Here is a 19,691-nt window from a genome sequence, read left to right as displayed (position 1 = left end):
TCTCAATGCCATGGTCAAGCAGGGAACCTTCTGGAACCCTGCGGCCATAGCTAATCCAGGGCAAGTTCTGCCCCAACCTACTTGACTTTCAAGATAATCGCTAGCCCCCCTTAATAAGGGGGGAACTGGAGAAAATTGAGGTAAAACTGAGAAATAATCTTAAACTCTCTAGCCTGAGCCTGAATTGACTCAAAGTCCCCCTTTTGTAGCTCTGCTTCCCGCAGGGTAGGGGGATTTAGGGGGATCAGATCTTTCGCAATGACGAGCAAATTCAATCGGCTTCGTCCTCATCCGGTAATTCCAAAGCTAATTGGTACAACGGACGGCGAGCCATTCCTGTTTGTTGTGCAAGCTGACGACTGGCCTGCGATCGGGATAACCCCTGCTGCAATAACGCCAGCAATTCTGCTTTTAATACCGCCTCCGTTAGCTCCACGGCTTTCGGAACTGCACCCGCAACGATCAAGGTATATTCGCCTTGGGGGTCGCGGGTTTTGTAGTAGGCGATTGCCGCTGCGATCGTCCCGCGCCAAAATTGCTCATGGAGTTTCGTCAGTTCCCGTGCGATCGAAATGGCCCGATCGTCGCCAAAGGCCAATTGCAATGACGCGAGGGTTTCCCGCAGGCGATGGGGCGCTTCGTAGAAAATTAACGTGCGGGTTTCCGCTTGCAAGGCTTCTAAAGCCCGATCTCGATCCTTATTTTTGGCAGGTAAAAAGCCTTCAAAGGCAAAGCGATCGGAGGGCAACCCCGACGCGGCCAAGGCCGTAATCGCTGCCGTGACGCCCGGAATCGGGACTACGGGAAATCCCGCCTCGGCACAGGCTTTCACCAATTCATAGCCCGGATCCGAAACGCAGGGCATCCCCGCATCGGTCACCAAGGCAATCGATTTTCCCTGTTGTAGGCGATCGAGCAACTCTGGGATCCGCGCGGTGCGGTTGTGTTCGTGGTAGCTCAATTGCGGGGTTTTGATTTGGAAATGCTGGAGCAGCTTGCCCGTGTGGCGGGTGTCCTCCGCAGCAATCCAATCCACCTGTTGCAATACCTGAATCGCCCGAAAGGTCATGTCCTCCAGGTTTCCGATCGGCGTTCCGACGAGATATAACGTGCCTGCACAAATTTCCATGGAGGCATCATAGGGGAAAATGGGCCATCTGAGGATAGATTACGGGGAGACAAGGGCCATGGGACGGGGATTATTTATAGGGTTAACCACCGTGGATTTCATCTACCTTGCAGAGGCACCGCCCCAAGCGAACGAGAAAGTCGTGGCGATCGAGTCGCTCATTTCCGCTGGGGGGCCTGCGACCAATGCAGCGGTGGCGTTTGCGGCATTGGGGGGAGAGGCCACTTTGCTGAGTTCAGTGGGACAACACCCCATTACGTCACTGATTCAGGCTGATTTGAGCAATTGTGGGGTGCATTTAATCGATTTGACACCAGAGCAGACGGCTTCTCCCCCAGTGTCATCGATCGTCATTACCCAGGCCACGGGGGATCGATCGGTCATTTCCCTCAATGCCCAAAGAACCCAGGTTTCCGCCGAGAGTCTTTCCCCTGAAACCTTACAAGCGCTGCTAGGAGATACTGATATTGTTTTGATCGACGGGCATCAAATGGCGCTGAGTGCGGCGATCGCCCAGCAAGCGAAACGCTTAGGGATTCCTGTAGTCATCGATGGCGGCAGTTGGAAACCCGGATTTGACCAAGTTTTGCCCCAGGTGGACTATGCCATTTGTTCCGCCAATTTCCAGCCTCCCGGTTGCGCCAGTCAGGCAGAAGTCTTGGCGTACTTGCAGCAGTTTGGCATTGTCCACCTCGCCATTACCCAGGGAGCAGGGCCGATCATTTGGTGTGATTCAGCACATCCCACGCTGCAATTCCTGCACCCGCCGTCGATCGCCCCCCTAGACACCCTCGGCGCAGGGGACATTTTCCATGGGGCCTTCTGTTACGCTATTTTGCAGCAAAATTTTATAAATTCCTTAGATTTTGCAGCACAAACGGCGACTTTCGCCTGTAATTTCTTAGGGACTCGGTCTTGGAGCTTAGAACTTCCTTAGGATAGAGGTATTTGATCAATAAATCGATTTGGATAGATAGATGTAACGCAGAATTGCAATGTCAGTTCTACGATAATTACCATGGCAGTCCCAGAGGTTATCTGGATTGAACGATCGTAGAGCTCAGTAGTTCTCCTGAGATCCTTATTATTGTCGAAGCATCAATTCAAACAACAAGGAGTCTTGCCTATGTCATTAATGAAACGCTGTGCCGCAGAATTTTTTGGGACGTTTTGGCTCGTTCTTGGCGGGTGTGGCAGTGCCGTACTGGCTGCGAGTTTTGCTTCGTCTACGCTGGCGGATAATGCGGGCAAGGTGATTGGCACCCTACCCACGGGAATTGGGGCGTTGGGGGTGGCGATCGCCTTTGGTCTGTCTGTGCTGACCATGGCCTACGCGATCGGGCATATTTCCGGATGCCATCTCAACCCTGCGGTTTCCTTTGGGCTGTGGGCAGGCAAACGCTTCCCCGCTTCTGACCTGTTGCCCTACATCGTGGCCCAAGTGCTCGGAGCCACGGCTTCCGCTGGTATTATCTTTTTGATCGCCAGTGGCCGACCTGATTTTGTCCTGACTGGCAGCAATCCCCTTGCCACCAACGGGTTTGGGAGCCATTCTCCGGCGGGCTATTCCCTAGCTGCTTGCCTGCTTACGGAAATTGTGATGACGTTCTTTTTCTTGATGATTATTTTGGGTTCCACCGATCGGCGTGCTCCCCAAGGACTGGCTCCTGTGGCGATCGGGCTGGGTTTAACCTTGATTCACTTAATCAGCATTCCAGTGACGAATACGTCTGTAAATCCGGCTCGTAGTACTGGTCCCGCAATTTTTGCTGGCGCAGAATTATTTAGTCAAGTGTGGCTGTTCTGGGTTGCACCGATTGTGGGCGCGTTGCTGGCAGGTTGGGTTTATAACGCCCTCTTCAGCGAAGCGAGCGAACCTCGCATTGTCGAGCGGGAACATACACCCCTGGCTTAGGCGTTGGCAGACTTGCGGCGGGACTTAATCCGACGGGACTCGCTGATGTCAAGCCGGGTTGTCTAATTTAAGTCGTCTAATTTTGAAGACATTGGGAGGCTGCCCTGTGGGTGGCCTCTTTTTGGAATCGCCCTAGCACTGGTTTCCCCCAGCGTCTATAATTGTTAATCGTTTCGTTACATTTCCGGAGATACCCTATGGAAGGTCGTTGGAGTGGACTGAATCGACAGCAGCACCTCTGGATTGCCGCATCCATTTGGACCTTGGTGGGCGCAGGGCTGCTCACGATGGGCAGTGTTTTTTGGTTCCATTTTCCGTACCTAGGTGATTTGGATCCCCGCCATCTCAGCATTGGCGCGATCGCCCTAGCGGTGGGACTGATGAAGGGCAAGCTGATACTGGACAAAACCGCTGGACGGGTCATCGATCGGGTAGACAGTCTTCAAGAACCGAATCCGTTTAAGAGTATTTTCCAAATGTTTGGGGCTAAAACGATCGGGCTGATTGTGGCCATGATGGGCATTGGGATTGTCCTGCGAGCAGTGGGGGTCAGCTTTGAGGTGCGCGGGTTGATTTACCTTGCTGTTGGGGCCGGGTTACTCTGGAGTTGCCGTCGCTATTGGATCTCTGCCTTTGAGCCGATCGGCCAGTCGGTTCAGGATGCTTGATACTGGAATTTGAGGGGGCCGCTGGTGAAGGTCTTGATATCAAGCAACACAAATTAAGCGAAATCGATAAGACAGAATACACTAGGGAGGCATAGCGCTGCTGTGCCTTTTTTGTTGGGTTATCGTTGGGGCAGCGTGTGGTCTGCTCGATTGGTTGGAAGGGGTGGGAAACAGTATGGCGATCGCAGAACGCTTAGGAGAATTGTGCACGTTGGCTCGAACGGTCGGCTGGCAAGCGGCGGATATTTTATTGCAGGTGCGATCGGGGGATTTTGAGATCAGTGGTACGAGCGATAGTCCGGTAACGACCGCAGACTTGGCCGCGAATCAACATATTCTAACCATGTTGCAGTTCCAACTGGGGGTGGATGATTTTGCCTACCTGAGTGAAGAGACGTTTAAAACGCAGGCTCCGGAGGAACGACTGGGTAAGGATTGGGTGTGGATTATTGATCCGTTGGATGGAACGAAGGATTACATCAATAATACGGGGGAATACGCGGTGCATATTGCGCTGGTGCACCGAGGCCGTCCAGTGGTGGCGGTGGTGGCCTGTCCGGCGATGGGTAAGCTCTACAGTGCGATCGCGGAGCAGGGGGCCTGGGTGGAAACGCAAGGGGGCAAGCCGAAGGGGGTGAAGGCATCTCGGAAACGGAAGTTAGAAGAGATGATTTTAGTGGCCAGTCGTAGCCATCGCAGCGCACGCTTAGAAGCATTGCTGGAGCAGTTTACGTTTGATTCCCAAATTTCGATCGGGAGTGTGGGTTGCAAGGTTGCTGCTATTGTTGATCAATCTGCTGACTTATACATTTCACTTTCAGGCACTTCTGCACCGAAGGATTGGGATTTTGCTGCGCCGGATCTGATTTTGCATGAGGCGGGGGGAATGTTGACGCGGTTCGACAAAATGCCGTTGCTCTATAACCAAGCGGATGTTAATCAATGGGGGGGTATTTTGGGCAGTAATGGACAGACCCATCGCCAATTTTGTCAGCGGCTTAAAAAAGCGTTGTCGGATATCGATCGGGATTTAAAAAGAAGCAATTGAACGGATTGCAATTGTAACTGTGATAAAGTTGCACAGCACAGAGATAAAGTTGCACAGCACAGAGATAAAGTTGCACAGCACAGAGATAAAGTTGCACAGCACAGAGATAAGGTTGCACAGCATCCAGAATACGGGTGCTGAATGATACCCAAATTCAAGTTTTTAACCACGGATTGACAAGGCCGCTACTTTGTTCGTAGTGTGTTTCTCATAGCGATCGCCATGGACATCCTTCTTTGACGGGTCGGCATGAAGCATGGGGTCGCTGGGTTCCCAACAATTTAGAGCACTACCCTTCGTTGTTGACGCAACTCCGGGTAGCTATTCCCCCTCGCTGAGAGTGCAGCAAGGAGGCTTGATGAGGATTTTAACATCTGACCGAGCCACTCTTGTTTGTGATGTCAAACGGGGTGGCTCTAAATTTTGGGGCTTCTTAGGTTCACTACAAGGAGAAGCTCACAATATGGCGAAAGGTTCTAGCGATCGGAGCGATCGTGGGATTCAACATGAGAAACAACGCTTACAGATCCACTTAATCGGTCATCCAGAATTCATTCAAGATACGATTAATCAATTGCATGTCCATCGCATTGCAGACAGGATTCATTGGAGTCAGCCGATGAAGATTTTGCATTCCGACGGGCAATACATCAGCATCCTCAGTCGCGAACGGCTGCGATAACAGTTGAAGCATCGGTGTTTCGCAGTTTGGTTAGTTATCTAATGGACTGCGGACACCTCGATCGCCCCGATTCAGCACATGGGTGTAGATCATCGTCGTTAGTGCGGTAGGCATAGTGCTTGAGGCGAATCGCATCCCGTACCTGATCCAGCAATTTTTGCGGAGGTGGCTGCATAGAGATAGGTAGATGTACTGTACATTCAATAGTACATTTGATCATCTCCTTAAGAAATCTGAAATTATGCGGAAAGATTCTCGCGAATCAGCTTAAATGGCATATTATACGGAAAGAATCGGCATAAGTAGGAATTTGGGATCTTAGGCTGATTCATTCTGCCTATCTGCCCATTTTGGGATCTTAGGCGGAAAAATTCAGTCTATTAATCGTTATGCACCAAACAGCCCCCCCCTATTAGCATGACTTGCTTTCCTATCTAGAGTAAAATTGGGCAGATCAAAAAATCGTAATAGGAATACGCCCTTGATAGCAGACGAAGACATGAAGCCAATTGCTCCAAAGGCACCTGTATTGTGCCCATCGGCAGAGCATATCTCAACTGGGCTTCCGATAGATAAAGTAATTCGTGTTACGACCTTTTCCCCAGCAGAATGGGAATCTTTCACAGAGGAATGGGCAAGTTCCTTCAAAGATATATATGTGTGTGTTAAGCGTTATGGTGGTGCAGGAGATCAAGGGATAGATATTGCTGGCTATACAACAGACGAGAACTTGGATGGTGAATGGGATAATTACCAATGCAAGCATTACGATCATTCACTTGCTCCAAGTGACATCTGGGTTGAATTTGGCAAGCTTATCTATTACTCATACAAAAAAAACTATTCTGTTCCACGTAAGTATTATTTTGTTGCACCTCTTGGTATAGGCACAAGCCTAACTAGGTTGCTTCGTAACCCGGCGGATCTTAAGCAAGGTATCAAGTCAAATTGGGACAAATATTGCAAGGATAAGATTACACAAAATACTAGTATCCCACTAGAAAAAGATTTACTTGATTGGTTTGAGGATTTTGATTTCTCCATTTTCTCAACAAAATCGGTTGTGGAAATGATAGAGCAGCATTCTAAGACACCTTTTCATTCCACCAGATTTGGTGGGGGATTACCTCCAAGACCAGCAGTTCCAGCTCCTCCAGAAGACCACGCTGTAACTGAAAGCCGTTATATTAAGCAGTTATTGAACGCTTATTCAAATCATTTAGGTACATCTGTCAATAACATTGAAGAACTTTCTGCGTCTTCAAAACCTGCTCTTAGAAATGATTTTTCAAGGCAGCGAGAACGATTCTATCATGCAGAATATCTACGCAATTATGCTCGTGATACTGTGCCCGATGGGACTTTTGAGAGGTTGCAACAAGAGATTTATCATGGTGTCGTAGACATCTATGAAAATGATCATGTTGATGGATTGGCTCGTATGAGAGCAACAGTTTCTCAATCTGCACAAATCGCGATAGTATCAAATCCTTTAGCGAGTGTTGTTCAGACACAAGATAGGCAAGGTATTTGTCATCAGCTTGCTAATGAAGATCAATTGATCTGGGTACAGATGGATGAGGAGGTGTGATATGACATCACCTTTTAATAGTCCACTTGAAATTGGAATCAGATCTCTGATTATATTAACGGCAGTATATCCCCGCTCACTTGATCTTCAGTTCCTGGTTTTCTTTGATTATTTCACAGTCCATTCAGGTGATGTTCAAGGTCCAGATAGTTTACACGCTCCACTGCCACTTCGTTCAGGTGAACTGACTGTCAAGCGAGGATTGATTGAGCGTGGACTGTTATTAATGCTCAGTCGTGGTCTGGTAGAACATTTAGTTTCGTCCAATGGATTTGAATATCGAGCATCAGATAATGCAAGTGCATTCCTTTCGATGCTTAGTTCTCCGTACATTACGCAACTTAGGGAACGTGCAGAATGGGTGGCTGAGGCATTTGGTAATTCGTCTCTTCATGATTTAAAGGAAATTGAAAAAAATTTCTTTCGGAACTGGTCTACTCAATTTCAGCCATTAGAGATCCCAGGGAGGCAAAGATAATGAGCTGGTCTCCTCTCCAACTTGGTGGAATCTCTTTCATCAGCCCTCATAAACCTCCAGCTTCATTAGAATTTCGGGAGGGATTAAATGTTGTACGGGGAGCATCAGACACAGGGAAATCTTTCCTTGTGGAAGCAATTGATTTTCTTCTAGGTGCCAAAGTTGATAGAAATAATAATCCTCTTAGAGATATTCCTCAGCGCGATGGTTATGATAAGGCAAGACTTATTTTAAGGGCGAGAGACAATGAGGTTTTTACACTACAAAGAAGTACAAGTGGAGGAGGCTTCAATCGATTTGAAGGGGCATGGTTAATAAATGAACCTAACGTTGAGGCTATAAATCTTAGCGAAGTACATGAACATGGAAACCATGAAACTCTTTCAACTTATCTTTTATCTTTAATAGGACTAGAAAACAAGCGTGTTCAGAAAAATAGACAAGGTGAAACACAAAGCCTCAGTTTCCGTAATCTAGTCAGGTTAGTTGTAATTCAGGAAGATGACATAATAAAGAGAAATTCTCCGATTCTATCTAGAAGAAATCAAAATGCCACAGTTGAGTATTCTGTATTTAAACTACTTCTGACTGGTGTAGATGATAGTGCTTTAGTTGAGCAAGCTAGAATACAGAGTGAAATAGTTACAACTCGGCAAAACAATAGAGCCAAACTTGAATTTATTACAGAATTGATTCAAGAGCAGCAATCTGAATTGGAAAGTTTTCAGACTACTCGTACTCAAGCTGAGGAGCGAATATCCTTTCTTGAAGACCAATTGCAAAGACAACAAGAAATTCTTGCTCAATTTCAGCAGAACTTAAACAGTCGTATTGAGCGTCGTCGTGAAATATCAGAATCCAAAGAAATCTTAACTACTAGAATTAACGAGATCTCAAGCCTTTTATCCCGTTTTGATCTTTTACAGGAACATTATCGTATTGATCTTGAGCGACTTACTTCAATTGAAGAATCGGGTTCACTTTTTGTTCATTTAGAGAGAACACCATGCCCTTTATGTGGTGCTTTACCAAATGAGCACCATCAAGTTGAAATGTGTGATGGGGATATTGAAAATGTTATCAATGCAGCAGCGGTTGAAATTGCTAAGGTGCAACAGCTTTCGGAGGAGCTTGATCAAACAGCAGAAGATTTAAGAGCTGAAGCAGAAGGGTTGACCAATCAACGAGAGCAACTTGAGCCTGAGTTGCAGTCCCTCAACCAAGAAATACAAGAAATAAACTCTCCTCTTAGTGATGCACAGAATACTTTCAGTGAACTTGTCAAGCAATCTAGTGAAATGCAACGTATCGTTGATGCATTCAGCAGAATCGAGCAGATGCAGCAAAAACGAGCTTCTCTACTAGCTGAGATAAGTGAGACTTCTACTACTGTTAATTCACGGGTAGACCTCTCGACATCAGTTCTTGATGATTTTGCAGAAACAGTACAAAGATTGCTTCAGGCGTGGAATTTCCCTGGTTCGGATCGTGTTTCATTTGATGAAGCAAGGAAAGACTTGGTTATAGGAGGACAGCCTCGTACTAGTAGAGGAAAAGGATTAAGAGCTGTTACCCATTCAGCTATGACAATTGGGCTGATGGATTTTTGTAAGGAGAGAAATCTATCCCATCCAGGGTTTGTAGTGCTAGATTCGCCTTTATTAGCTTACTGGCAACCAGAAGCATCTGAAGATAAAGCCCTTTTGGAAGGTGTAGGGCTTAGAGAAAATTTTTATGAATATCTTGCTAATAACTACAATGATAGCCAAATTCTAATAATTGAGAATGAGCCTCCCCCAGAAGGTATTGAAGAAAGAATTTCGTTGACGAACTTTACTGGAAATCCCAATGAAGGGCGCTATGGTTTTTTCCCTGCCGCTGAAAATTGACTGTGCGGTAGTGCATAACAAATCGTTGCAGCGGCGGAAGAAAGGTTGACGGTAAGATACAAAAATGTTGAACGCCGCTGAACTCAATCGTTAGACTGCTCCATTTTAGTCTTCAAGAAACCAACTCAACCATTACTCCTTTCAGATTGGTGTTGCCGAGAGGTTATTTATACCCCTCTTTAATCATTTCAGGAAAGGATAAATTAGCTAAAACCGACGAAATCCTTACACAGCTTGAGCTTGAGCATATACATTCCATTACCAATATTTTCAAATATTTGACAATGATGTGTATATGCTAGACGGCCTATTGTGAAAAGCTTTCAGCTTTTAGAAGCTTTTTGCTCTGCTTAAAGTGATTCAAGAGAGATAACCACTCTGTCGGGCTTGCTACAGTTCATTTAGTTTGGATTCCAACGCGGCGCAGACCTGGCTAAAGGAGCAAATCAAAACTCGCCTATCAGCGATCCTTGATTCAGTAGTTGCTGATAATGAGTAGATTATTAAAGCCAAAGAGATCGCAGCAGATCATGGCATTTGTTGGTTGCGTACGACGAGAAAACAGCTATTAGCGAGGTCGTTAGGGCGTTTAAGGGACGTTCCTCCCGGCTACTTCCGGAAGGAACGGCGACTGACGTCGCAGCATCACTTTTCCGCATCAAGCAACCTTTGGCTTGGTGAGTAATGGGGTTTATTCGATTTTTCTGAAGCTGGATCAACAACAATACAGCTTTTCCGGTGATTTCTCTCTAAATCGGCGTCAGAATGAACTGTATTCGGTTCTGCAAATTCTGAACTGCCTTAAAACTCTGAACTGCCTTAAAACAATGTAGCGTCAGCCAGCTTATTTTTTAGAACAGTAATTCTACTGCTGCGCTCTCTTTTCTTCAATCTTTGCAAGGACTACTTCTTTTTTTGTGAATAAATCGGGAGAAAACTCCAATCTCTCGACACCTTGTGGCTCAATTACAAAGTGGTTGTAGTGAGGTTTTTGTGTCTCATGGTGAAGCAGCTTGTAAACCAGGAAGTCAGAAGCTTGGATAACAGGTTCAGTAATGAAATCGTAGCCTAGACGAGCATAAGCTTCTTTTGTTTCCTCTAAAGACATTCCTCCCAAATGATTATGAGTTAGTGGATTTTGAGGCAATTGGGTTTGATCAGGCGTCTTTTCCTCAGGGTTTGAATTAGAAGCTTGCGAGGATGACTTACTGTCGGTGGTTTGGGGCTGATCTGCGGATGGGTTGCGTGGATTATCTACTGGTTTTTCCGTCTGAGGGACTACCTTCGTTTCCTGAATGACAGGCTTTACCGCAGGTTGAACGACTTGCCGCTGAACGGGAGGTTGAGGCTTGGCCGCAAGTTGCACTGGCGGTTTGACCGTGGGTGGGGCTGCTACCTTGAGCGGAACGGGTAGCGCAAGGGGAATCCCCGTAAGCGGGACGGGTAGCTCAGCCTTTTTTTGCGAATCTTTAGTATCAAATGAAGCGGCTGGAATAAAGGCGAATCCGGCATGAAGCCCGATCGCCAGCGGCAACATATGCCAAAGGGTGATTTGATGAAGCTGCGGGAGAAGTTTCACTGTAATCTGAATGGGTTTAACTGGAAAAGCTACTTGCCTATAACTAGCAAATTTGATGCTCCTAGCATAAAGCTTTTTGACAAAAGAATGCAACTAGGTCAGAAGTGTTGCCCTGGATAGGGCCGAGCACTGCTGAGATTTTGTGGGGATCTTCTATACTCAAAAAACTGTACGACTCCTTGGCTCAGGGACTATGCGTCTACCCGAAGAACCCGACACTCCGTTTCAAATCAACATCGTGCCCATGATTGATGTGGTGTTTGCGATTTTGACCTTTTTTATTATGTCGTCGCTCTATCTCACCCGATCGGAGGGACTCCCTGTCAATCTTCCCAGCGCCACCACTGCCAAGCTCCAACAATCGGCCCCCGTTACCGTCACGATCGATCAAAACGGTCAAATTGCCCTCAATCGTCAACCGATCGAACTCGACCAGGTGGAATCTCAAGTTGAGGGCCAATTGGTAAATTCTGACAATAAGCTCGTGATTATCAATGCCGATGAACGGGTCAGCCATGGGCAGGTCGTGGCGGTGATGGATCGAGTTCGGCAAATAAATGGGGTTAGGCTGGCAATCCAAACCCAGCGATCGCGATAACCGATCGGCCAAACTTCTGCGAATTTTAGGCTGGAGAAAAAGAAAAGAGGAGCTATTTTCTAGCTCCTCTTTATTCAACTAAATTTCACCGATTGAACTCTGGCTGAACCCTTCAGGTTTGAGCCAGAATGGCACCTTAGAACGTGAAGGTTGTCCGGATGGTGCCCACGTAGATGGTGTCGTTGTTGCTGTTGTGCTCAGGGTTGAAGATCACCAAGAAACCGGGGGTGATGGAGATCTTGTCGTTGATCTGATAGCGGTACAGTGCTTCAACATGCAGGGAGGTATCGGTATCTTCAGCAGCACCGTTGTCTGCATCGATGTTCTTAGGAGGCATACCCACAATCACAGCACCCAGGTTACCCTTCTTGCCCAAGTCGGGGAAGGACACTGCCCCAGCCCAGTTCAGGATGGTGGCGTCTTGAGTATTCAAGCGGTTGTAAGCACGGGTCAGGCCACCCCAACCGGAGATGACGACGCTGGGGTTTAGGCGGAAGCTAGCTTGAATCCCGAAGTTATCGCTAGCAGTTGCAACGCCTGCGCCGAAGGGACGGTTAGCCAATACGCTACCTGTGCTTCCAACTACGTTAACATTACCACCACGATCGTAACCGCGAATGTAGGTTAGACCCACGCCCAAATCCTTGGTCGCTTGGAAGTTCAACTGAGCCAATGCTCCGAAGGAACCTGCAAACAAGCCTCTGTCGTTAGCGGGATCGCTAGCTTCATCAGCCAAGAAACCGACATCCAAGCTCAGCTTATCCGAGAAGGCAATGTTAGCCGTTGCACCTGATCCACCTGCACCATAGCGATAGATGGGGTTGAAACGACCGAAGCGGCTGATAGAGCCTTGGGAATCGCTGGATACACCAGGATTGTAGTTATTGACGTTGTTGTAGAACTCACCCCCGAGTGCATCGACCGTTAGACGGATCTTGTCGGAAGGCGAGAAGCGATAGTAGACCTTATCCACTAGAACAGAGTTAGCAGCCTCGGTAGTAGGAAGATCTCCGTAGGACAGCCGCGCCATGTTGGTACCCGTCGCAGTCCCAAAGTTGGGGACGTTACGAGCTTGCAGACGGGTGAAGAGTTGATCCTTCCCAGTGAAGCTGGTGGATAGACCCAGACGAACCCGGCTGCTGAAGGTGGTGTTTTCATTCACATCTGCTGTGCCGGTCGGACGGGTAACGGTATCGGGTGCACCACCCACACCATCCACTCGACGACCGCTGACAGCCTGTTCATCACCCAGTGCACCGGAAACGGAGAAAATCACTTCGCCGCGCAGCTTGGTGGTGGTGGAGAATTGTTGCTTCTCCAGGGTTGCGGTTTTAGCTTCCAACGCATCGACACGACCACGAAGGGTAGCCAATTCAGCAGCAAATTCTTCTTGCAGTTTTTGCAGGGTAGCCAAGTCTTCTTTCTTGACCAGGTCAGCCGTTGCAGCCGCAATCAGTTCGTTGACGCGATCCATACAAGCGTTCAGACCAGCGGCGAACTCGTAGCGGGTCATTGCCCGGTTGCCACGGTAGGTCCGATCGGGGTAACCCGCGATGCAACCGTAGCGCTCAACCAGGGATTGCAGGGCTTGGAAAGCCCAATCCGTAGGCTTCACATCAGATAGTTGAGAAACAGAAGTCACCTGAGACATCGCAGCAACACCATTGTTGCTATCGCTATAGCTTTGAACTTCGCTCAGGGAAACAGAATTCTTTTGAGTTGCTGGAGCAACTTCCGAGGCGTTGGCAGCACCAGTCGCCGAAATTGCCAAAGTTGCACTCAGCAGCGCCGTCAGACGCAGATTCCACATTTGATTCAACATAATTACACTCTCAGTTCACACCATCACAGAAGACACTTTAACCCAGAAAACCAGCTTAAAGTAAAGAAGCGCTATGAATTTTTTAGCTGCTGCAAATGCATGAAACGCACAGGCAAACGCTGGATAGATTCAATCAAATACCAACCGTTAGCAACTCTGCATACTTTGCATTAATCAACTGTTCGATTCCCTACAGCAGATTGCTTAATTGTACCGCGAGACATAATTATCCCGACGTTTTCCCGGTTACATATCTGATGTGCGCTCGGTTACAAAAAGTCCTCCGAGAACGATCGAGGGAGTCCAGCAGGCTCCATTCCAATCGGCGTCGTTCCCCAGGGCGAGCACTTGTTTCAGTGCGGTGTAAATATTGCCAGCGACCATCGTATCCTTGACACGGCCCACAATCCGGCCATTTTTGACCCGATAACCCAAATCGACATTAATAGAAAAATCTCCAGAAAGTCCGCCACCGCCCCCTAATATTTGATCTAGGATGAGGCCGTCTTCAATGTTGGCGATTAGATCTTCCAATGATTGCGCGCCTGCTTCCACTACGAAATTCACCAAGCTAGGGGTTGGATAGCTGCCGAGGCCCGATCGAAACCCATTCCCCGTGGTAGCAAGTTTTAAGGCTCGCCCGGTTTTGCGATCGCAGTAGAAATTTTGCAATACCCCAGATTGGATGAGTGTTAAGTCCTGGGTCGGCGTACCTTCATCGTCAAACGGGCAACTGTAGGGGCCTTGGTTGGGGGCTTGGCTCAGGGTCAGTTGCTCAGAAAGGACTAAGCTGCCTAGCCGATCGCTCCAAGGAGATGCTTTATCGAGCACCTGTTTGCCATTCAAGGCAGCCTGTACGGTACCCCACAGCATGTCAGCAGCTTTTGCCGTCAGTAGAACTGGAACTTTGCCTTGAGGCGCGTCAGTGTTTTCCTGAGCCCAATCTAGGCGTTGTAAAACCTGGGCTGCAATCAGTTGCGGATCGAGTGCTTGGCGCAGCCCCTGGCCATCGTAAATCGTCAGAAAGTCGTCGCCCCGCACCAAAGTCGCTTCCAAATAACCGCTTAGGGTCGTGTCAGTGTAACTGCAATCTAATCCCAGGGAATTAGTTAAGCGCGTGGTTTCAGTTTCACAGTCCCAACCGCCACCACAAAGCACATCGGGATAGGCTTGCCGAACCTGCTCGATCGCGGTGTTCCCCCAGGTGATTAGCTGCTCTACTGCCACGGACTCCCCCAAATCCTGGTGGGGAATGCCATTCTTCTCCGTTAGCTCAATGTCTTCTGGATCATTCAGTTCACTCAGCGCGATCGCCCGATCGACCAAGGCATGGGGATCAACTGCGCCATAGGCCACTGCCAATCCGGGGCGTCCCTGTTTCCACAGGCGCAACGCCGTGCCATCCGCCTGGGAGCTTTCCAACTGCTTTAGTCGATTAGCCTCGAAGGAAACGGGATGGGCGAGGGATTGGGACTGGTAAACCTCGGCGGCTTCGGCACCAGCTTTGCGGGCCAGGTCTAGCAGTTCTTCGGCAAAGGTATCGGTAACAGAATGGGGCACAGTATCCACGGTGAAGGGGCGATGGTTGATCAGAAAGTTGGGGAAGTGCGCTGGGAGGTTAGGATTGCGAAGCTAACGGATTACAGATCGAGGCGCATATCGAGAATTGGCAACTCTAGAATTGCTGTGCTAGGCGATCGTGTCATCCAGTAGCAGCCAAAATCCAGCGAAGGCGTCGGACTCGGGGCCGGATTGAATCGCAATAAAATGCACTCCTTTGGCTGCTTTTTTGTCCGCTTCAAAACGTTGAGCTTCCGCTTGCAGTTCCGGCTTGGGCAAGGGGGTCAAAGTCCAACGTTCAATCACGCCAGTTTCCAAGACCAATTGCTGCCCATCATGGGTGTCATATTTCACAGCGGAGAGTTCCAGCCCTGACATCCAAGCAGCCATCGGCAAAGCCCGCGACGTGTAAATAATCAAGCCAGGAATTTGAGCATCGGGAGCCAGCCCCCTCGCTTGCAGCGGAAAGGCTTCCCCAAAGTCGATCGACCATTCCTGCATATCTGCAAACGCCGATGCTTCTAAGGACACTAAGCTCCATTTTTGTCCCCGGAGTGCATCGGGTAGGGGTTGGGGCGGTGTCAAGGGAAAGGCCACGGTGGGATTGGCTCCAGCTTGGTACCCTGCTTCCTGGGGGTAGACGGTTGCCAGCCGATCGCTGAGCCATTGGTTCAGCGCAAAGGTACGGCGACTTAACTGCGCTGGAATGCCCACATCCCCGCAAGCCTTTGTCACCATATTATTCATTGCCTGCCGGAAAAAACGCACCCGATCGGGCGGGGTAGGGGCTTGGGCGATCGCTTTGTTTAACGCCTCTGCCAGCCAAATGGAATTTACCTGACTATTCGGACAGTACTCTGAATACCGGAACAGATTGGAAACATCGGCGTCCAGTGTCAGCGGGCTTTCGCAGATCAAGACTTCCCAGACTTTTTTATTCTGTTCATCCACGATCGGACGCGAGTAAAAATCCAGTTCCCAAATCGTTGTCATAGAGATTTATCGAGAGGATTATCAAAGAAATTGGACAGGCAACAAAAAGCACCAAACCCGATTGTACGGCGGTTTGCGATCGCCTGGTCGGATAAGGTGCGGGGAAGAATTGAATTGCTAGCGGAATAGAACCTAGTGGAGCGTCAAGCTTAAAATTGTGAGTGACATTATTCCAAATCGACTATTCCATAAGGATTCTGGAGATCACTAACGCACAAAATCAAAATTGACAGACCACTAGCCTAGGACGGCTTTTCTAGCCCGTTCTTGGCGATCATCGGCTTCGGCAATCAGTTGATCTAGCTTTTCGATCGCTTCGCCGGGATAGGTTTCCAGAACCTTGGTCGAGAGAGAAATTCGCCCTTGGCCTTCATCAATGTTGACAATCATCGCCTTAATAGGTTTACCTACGGTCAGCAGGTTGTCCAAAGCATCCACCGGGCGTTGGCTAATTTGGCTGACGTGCAGCAACCCAGTGCAGTTGTTAAATTCCACAAACGCGCCAAAGGGTTTGATGCTGGCGACGGTGCCTTCGATGAGTTGCCCCATTTCCAGTTGGCTGAGGCTGGCTACACGGGACGCTAACCGATTAGACAGAACAATTTTGCCCCGTTTGCGATCGAGCTCGAGGACACAAGCACTGAGGGTGGAGCCAATCAAATTTTCGAGGTTATCGCGCTCGTTGACGTGCGATCGGGGAATAAAGCCCCGCAGTCCCAAAGTATTAACGGTAATACCGCCCTTATTGACATCCAAAACGCGCACTTGGATACTCTGCTTGCTCTCTTGCAAATCTCCCAGTTTTTCCCAAATCCGCCGTTCTTCTAGCCGTCGGATGGAAACGGTGACCTGGCCGTCTTCGTTTTGATCTCGGATAATCAGGAATTCCCGCTCTTCTTGCAGTTGAATTGCAGTCGTAATGTCGCTGATGCGGTAAACACTGGCCTCATCCATGGGCAAAAAGGCTGGAGATTTACCCCCAATATCAATCAAGGCTCCGTCATTCTCATAGCTAAAAGCTTTCCCCGTGACGACTTGCCCCTTGGCAAATTCATAGCCATGGGTTTCCAGGGCTTTTTCAAAGTCAGCCATGGAGAAAGCGGATTGAGATTGAGTGTTCTTCTGAGCCATAACAATTCAAAGGTTTAGATATTGTCAGTGTAGTATGTGGATGCAGGTAAGTGGCAGGGTTTCAGTGCCACGAGGACAGGCATGGAGAGCCATGGTTGAGGCCGATCACCCCGCAGATTAGGCCATGGTTGCAAACAGTGCCTGAATCTGTTCCCAGGCATCCGCCGCTGCGATCGGGTTATAGGATGCCCGTTGATCACAGAAAAACCCATGGCCTGCATCATAGCGAAAGAGTTTGTGTTTGATGCCTTGATGGGCAAGTTCTGCGGCGATCGCGTCTACTTGCTCGTTGGGAATCAATGGATCCTGATTGCCGAAGAAGGCGTAGACGGTGCCTGTAATCTCTGCTGTTCGAGTGATGGTCGGTGCGCCACCACCAGGCGTCATGACTGCAATTCCGCTGCCGTACAGCGCTGCCACTGCGCGAATCTCCGGCAACGTTCCCACCAGATAGGCCATATGCCCCCCAAAGCAAAAGCCGATCGTGCCGATGGGTTGCTGTTGCACAAAAGGCTGCGATCTCAAATACGCGATCACCGCTTGGGCATCGGCCAGAATGGTTTCGGCAGTGGTCTGATCCTTATGACTACGCCCGAGGGCTAAATCCGCCTCGCCATACCCTAGGTTTAATCCTGGTGCTGTTCGCTGGAACCAGTTGGGAGCGATCGCGACATATCCTTCCTGGGCGATCCGATCGGTCACTTCCTGCATGTGGGCATTCACCCCAAACACTTCATGGATGACTATTACTGCAGGAAATTGCTGTTGCTCAACGCCTGTAGGAATCGCTTGGTAGGCATCGATCGGGAGGCTGGGACTAGGAATTTGCACCCAGTGGGATGTAATTGGATAGGGCATGGTCGCGGCGAGGAATGGCGTCAGGAATCACAGTAGCAAAACTTCCTAGGCAAAGACTGGCCGTGTAAAAACTTGTCTGCTCCAGACCTGTCTGCTCTAGACCTGTCTGCTCTAGACCTGTCTGCTCTAGACTCATACGCTCTAGACTTGTGTGACCAACACTCAGGATTCAGCAAATTGGCTGAGGCTGATGAAGTGAAAACTGAGTTAGCGCAACTTTCACCGATGCGGGGCAGCTTAATGCCTATAAAGCGCGTGCTCTGCACCTCAAAGTGCTCCATCCAAGCAGGAAGCAGGCGGTGCAAGCCAATCTCGCGATCGGTCACCCTAGCAGGATGCTGTCGGAACGATAGGTGTAGGTTAATTTAGCTTTGAGAGTAGAGGCTATCTTGTGGAAATGACTAGTTAAGGCGGATTTTGAGGTGTCTAGGTAGATAATCTGAAAGAATTAAAGCGATCATTGCAAGTTATTTAAAGAAAACTTTAAGTTTTGAGATTTAAGCCAATTGGCTGAAAATCTTGCAAAATTTTGACAAATTGTTGGGAATACTAGGGGATTACTTTTTTCTATTGCCCTGAATTATTTAGCTTCTGTAGGGGAATTTTAGAAAAAAATGTAGTTACTAACTTCCTCGCGTAACATCATTAAGTGATAAACAGAGAACGATTTCTTTGCGAGACTCAGAGGACTGGGCATGATCAGCTTCCATATCCAGCCAGATAGCGATATTCCGGCATCCACACAACTTTATAATCAGATTTTGTTCGCGATCGCGTCGCGGCAATTTCCGCCGGGGCACCGTCTGCCTAGCACGCGGCAATTGGCTATGCAAACCGGATTACACCGGAATACAGTGAGCAAAGTTTATCGGCAACTGGAAGAAGCCGGAGTTGTGGATGCGCAGGCTGGCTCGGGGATCTACGTGCGCGATCATGTGGCGGAAGGAGGGGCACAGGTTCAGTCGCCTTTACTTCAGCAGTATCCCCAGGCGCATAAATTGATCCAAGGAACGGTGGATGAGCTGTTGAAGCAGGGCTGTTCGTTGAGCTTGACGCGGGAACTGTTTCTGGCGGAAATTGATTGGCGGCTCCGGTGTAGTGCGCAGGTTCTTGTGACAGCTCCATCCCATGACTTAGCAGCAGGAGAGATGATGCTGCGGGAGTTGGAAAAGGCGCTCAATATTCCCATGCAGCTTGTGCCGATGGAAGACTTAGCGCAAGTACTCGACCAAACCCGCTCGAGCACCGTGGTCACCAGTCGCTATTTCATTGCCCAAGCAGAGGCGATCGCGGCTCCCAAGGCCGCTCGGGTGATCCCGATCGATATTTACGATTTTGAAAAAGAACTCAAAATTATTAAAGGTTTGCCGAAGGGTCACTGCCTGGGGATTGTTAGCCTTAGTGCCGAAACCGTTGGGGTCGCATCCGTGATTATCCATAGCCTACGGGGCGATGATCTGTTGTTGATGGGAGCACAGGTCAGCGATCGCTATAAGTTAGATGCGATTATCCGGAATGCCCAGACGGTGATGTGTGATGAACCCAGTCAAACTCAGGTCAAGGCTGCTATTTTAGCTGCGCGGGAAGATATTATTCGTCCTCCTCAACTCTTAATTTGCGATAGCTTTATCGTTGGGAAATCCGTCAACTTGTTGAAACGAGAATTGGGATTAGAATAAGGGATTTGCCAAGAAATAATATCCCCTCTTCATCCCCCCACCCTCCTACCCTTTTACTCTCCTACCCCCTA

General features: G+C 48.8%; 18 protein-coding genes and 1 pseudogene. 11 read left to right on the top strand and 8 right to left on the bottom strand.

Going from position 1 to position 19,691, the window contains the following annotated elements; translation table 11 throughout:
- Positions 1-271: 271 nt before the first annotated feature.
- Positions 272-1,129 carry a 16S rRNA (cytidine(1402)-2'-O)-methyltransferase gene (rsmI, locus tag ACN4EG_RS23760; protein ID WP_431632749.1) on the bottom strand — a complete coding sequence of 286 codons (858 nt, stop codon included), beginning with the start codon at positions 1,127-1,129 and terminating at the stop codon, positions 272-274.
- 58 nt (positions 1,130-1,187) lie between these two features.
- On the opposite strand from rsmI, the gene ACN4EG_RS23755 reads away from it, so the two are divergent.
- From ACN4EG_RS23755 to tnpA, 9 genes and pseudogenes are all read left to right on the top strand, one after another.
- Positions 1,188-2,066, top strand: coding sequence for a PfkB family carbohydrate kinase (locus tag ACN4EG_RS23755; RefSeq protein ID WP_431632748.1), 879 nt, complete (start codon positions 1,188-1,190; stop codon positions 2,064-2,066).
- 189 nt (positions 2,067-2,255) lie between these two features.
- Complete coding sequence (aqpZ, locus tag ACN4EG_RS23750) at positions 2,256-3,044, top strand: aquaporin Z (RefSeq protein WP_431632747.1); 789 nt, start codon at positions 2,256-2,258, stop codon at positions 3,042-3,044.
- Positions 3,045-3,241: 197 nt separating this feature from the next.
- Entirely contained in the window at positions 3,242-3,712 is a 471-nt protein-coding gene (locus ACN4EG_RS23745; RefSeq protein ID WP_431632746.1) for a hypothetical protein, read from the top strand.
- Positions 3,713-3,887: 175 nt separating this feature from the next.
- A complete protein-coding gene (locus ACN4EG_RS23740) occupies positions 3,888-4,760 on the top strand; it encodes a 3'(2'),5'-bisphosphate nucleotidase CysQ family protein (RefSeq protein ID WP_431632745.1) in 873 nt (290 codons plus the stop codon).
- Between the two features lie 463 nt (positions 4,761-5,223).
- Positions 5,224-5,442: a hypothetical protein gene (locus ACN4EG_RS23735; RefSeq protein WP_431632744.1), complete on the top strand. Its 219-nt coding sequence runs from the start codon at positions 5,224-5,226 to the stop codon at positions 5,440-5,442.
- Between the two features lie 499 nt (positions 5,443-5,941).
- Positions 5,942-7,033 (top strand): ABC-three component system protein, encoded by a 1,092-nt coding sequence (locus ACN4EG_RS23730; protein WP_431632743.1) that lies wholly within the window; start codon positions 5,942-5,944, stop codon positions 7,031-7,033.
- Between the two features lies 1 nt (position 7,034).
- Positions 7,035-7,511 (top strand): ABC-three component system middle component 2, encoded by a 477-nt coding sequence (locus tag ACN4EG_RS23725; RefSeq protein ID WP_431632742.1) that lies wholly within the window; start codon positions 7,035-7,037, stop codon positions 7,509-7,511.
- Entirely contained in the window at positions 7,511-9,400 is a 1,890-nt protein-coding gene (locus ACN4EG_RS23720) for a hypothetical protein (protein ID WP_431632741.1), read from the top strand. Before ACN4EG_RS23725 ends, ACN4EG_RS23720 begins: the two co-directional genes overlap by 1 nt.
- Positions 9,401-9,771: 371 nt before the next feature.
- Positions 9,772-10,015: pseudogene (tnpA, locus tag ACN4EG_RS23715) on the top strand (IS200/IS605 family transposase); the annotation flags it as partial.
- A 250-nt stretch (positions 10,016-10,265) separates the two neighbouring features.
- On the opposite strand, the gene ACN4EG_RS23710 reads toward tnpA, so the two are convergent.
- Complete coding sequence (locus tag ACN4EG_RS23710) at positions 10,266-11,072, bottom strand: hypothetical protein (RefSeq protein ID WP_431632740.1); 807 nt, start codon at positions 11,070-11,072, stop codon at positions 10,266-10,268.
- A 100-nt stretch (positions 11,073-11,172) separates the two neighbouring features.
- On the opposite strand from ACN4EG_RS23710, the gene ACN4EG_RS23705 reads away from it, so the two are divergent.
- On the top strand, positions 11,173-11,577 hold the full coding sequence (locus ACN4EG_RS23705; protein ID WP_431632739.1) for an ExbD/TolR family protein: 405 nt from the start codon (positions 11,173-11,175) through the stop codon (positions 11,575-11,577).
- Positions 11,578-11,713: 136 nt separating this feature from the next.
- On the opposite strand, the gene ACN4EG_RS23700 is transcribed toward ACN4EG_RS23705, so the two are convergent.
- The 6 genes from ACN4EG_RS23700 to ACN4EG_RS23675 all read right to left on the bottom strand — a co-directional run bounded on the left by ACN4EG_RS23700 (position 11,714) and on the right by ACN4EG_RS23675 (position 18,077).
- The gene (locus tag ACN4EG_RS23700) at positions 11,714-13,399 is read right to left on the bottom strand and encodes an iron uptake porin (RefSeq protein ID WP_431632738.1); all 1,686 of its coding nucleotides are present in this window, start codon (positions 13,397-13,399) and stop codon (positions 11,714-11,716) included.
- A 246-nt stretch (positions 13,400-13,645) separates the two neighbouring features.
- A complete protein-coding gene (locus ACN4EG_RS23695; RefSeq protein WP_431632737.1) occupies positions 13,646-14,968 on the bottom strand; it encodes a TldD/PmbA family protein in 1,323 nt (440 codons plus the stop codon).
- A 120-nt stretch (positions 14,969-15,088) separates the two neighbouring features.
- Complete coding sequence (locus tag ACN4EG_RS23690) at positions 15,089-15,952, bottom strand: Tab2/Atab2 family RNA-binding protein (RefSeq protein WP_431632736.1); 864 nt, start codon at positions 15,950-15,952, stop codon at positions 15,089-15,091.
- Between the two features lie 237 nt (positions 15,953-16,189).
- The gene (locus ACN4EG_RS23685; protein ID WP_431632735.1) at positions 16,190-17,083 is read right to left on the bottom strand and encodes a S1 RNA-binding domain-containing protein; all 894 of its coding nucleotides are present in this window, start codon (positions 17,081-17,083) and stop codon (positions 16,190-16,192) included.
- A 117-nt stretch (positions 17,084-17,200) separates the two neighbouring features.
- Complete coding sequence (locus ACN4EG_RS23680) at positions 17,201-17,941, bottom strand: dienelactone hydrolase family protein (RefSeq protein WP_431632734.1); 741 nt, start codon at positions 17,939-17,941, stop codon at positions 17,201-17,203.
- Positions 17,901-18,077, bottom strand: coding sequence for a hypothetical protein (locus ACN4EG_RS23675; protein ID WP_431632733.1), 177 nt, complete (start codon positions 18,075-18,077; stop codon positions 17,901-17,903). Before ACN4EG_RS23675 ends, ACN4EG_RS23680 begins: the two co-directional genes overlap by 41 nt.
- A 559-nt stretch (positions 18,078-18,636) precedes the next feature.
- On the opposite strand from ACN4EG_RS23675, the gene ACN4EG_RS23670 reads away from it, so the two are divergent.
- Positions 18,637-19,620, top strand: coding sequence for a GntR family transcriptional regulator (locus ACN4EG_RS23670; protein WP_431632731.1), 984 nt, complete (start codon positions 18,637-18,639; stop codon positions 19,618-19,620).
- Positions 19,621-19,691: the final 71 nt, after the last annotated feature.

Source organism: Alkalinema pantanalense CENA528 (assembly GCF_050753345.1).
GTDB classification, from domain to species: domain Bacteria; phylum Cyanobacteriota; class Cyanobacteriia; order Leptolyngbyales; family Leptolyngbyaceae; genus Alkalinema; species Alkalinema pantanalense.
The sequence above is the reverse complement of the archived record's forward strand: the minus strand, read 5'-3'. Positions and strand labels throughout refer to the sequence as shown.

Excerpts from the sequence above, each read along its gene's own strand:
- ACN4EG_RS23745 (WP_431632746.1), top strand. The coding sequence starts at position 3,242 with ATGGAAGGTCGTTGGAGTGGACTGAATCGACAGCAGCACCTCTGGATT.
- ACN4EG_RS23725 (WP_431632742.1), top strand. The coding sequence starts at position 7,035 with ATGACATCACCTTTTAATAGTCCACTTGAAATTGGAATCAGATCTCTG.
- ACN4EG_RS23740 (WP_431632745.1), top strand. The coding sequence starts at position 3,888 with ATGGCGATCGCAGAACGCTTAGGAGAATTGTGCACGTTGGCTCGAACG.
- ACN4EG_RS23690 (WP_431632736.1), bottom strand. The coding sequence starts at position 15,952 with ATGACAACGATTTGGGAACTGGATTTTTACTCGCGTCCGATCGTGGAT.
- ACN4EG_RS23735 (WP_431632744.1), top strand. The coding sequence starts at position 5,224 with ATGGCGAAAGGTTCTAGCGATCGGAGCGATCGTGGGATTCAACATGAG.
- rsmI (WP_431632749.1), bottom strand. The coding sequence starts at position 1,129 with ATGGAAATTTGTGCAGGCACGTTATATCTCGTCGGAACGCCGATCGGA.
- ACN4EG_RS23730 (WP_431632743.1), top strand. The coding sequence starts at position 5,942 with ATGAAGCCAATTGCTCCAAAGGCACCTGTATTGTGCCCATCGGCAGAG.
- ACN4EG_RS23675 (WP_431632733.1), bottom strand. The coding sequence starts at position 18,077 with ATGAGTCTAGAGCAGACAGGTCTAGAGCAGACAGGTCTAGAGCAGACA.
- ACN4EG_RS23670 (WP_431632731.1), top strand. The coding sequence starts at position 18,637 with ATGATCAGCTTCCATATCCAGCCAGATAGCGATATTCCGGCATCCACA.
- ACN4EG_RS23700 (WP_431632738.1), bottom strand. The coding sequence starts at position 13,399 with ATGTTGAATCAAATGTGGAATCTGCGTCTGACGGCGCTGCTGAGTGCA.
- ACN4EG_RS23755 (WP_431632748.1), top strand. The coding sequence starts at position 1,188 with ATGGGACGGGGATTATTTATAGGGTTAACCACCGTGGATTTCATCTAC.
- ACN4EG_RS23705 (WP_431632739.1), top strand. The coding sequence starts at position 11,173 with ATGCGTCTACCCGAAGAACCCGACACTCCGTTTCAAATCAACATCGTG.
- ACN4EG_RS23685 (WP_431632735.1), bottom strand. The coding sequence starts at position 17,083 with ATGGCTCAGAAGAACACTCAATCTCAATCCGCTTTCTCCATGGCTGAC.
- ACN4EG_RS23680 (WP_431632734.1), bottom strand. The coding sequence starts at position 17,941 with ATGCCCTATCCAATTACATCCCACTGGGTGCAAATTCCTAGTCCCAGC.
- ACN4EG_RS23720 (WP_431632741.1), top strand. The coding sequence starts at position 7,511 with ATGAGCTGGTCTCCTCTCCAACTTGGTGGAATCTCTTTCATCAGCCCT.
- aqpZ (WP_431632747.1), top strand. The coding sequence starts at position 2,256 with ATGTCATTAATGAAACGCTGTGCCGCAGAATTTTTTGGGACGTTTTGG.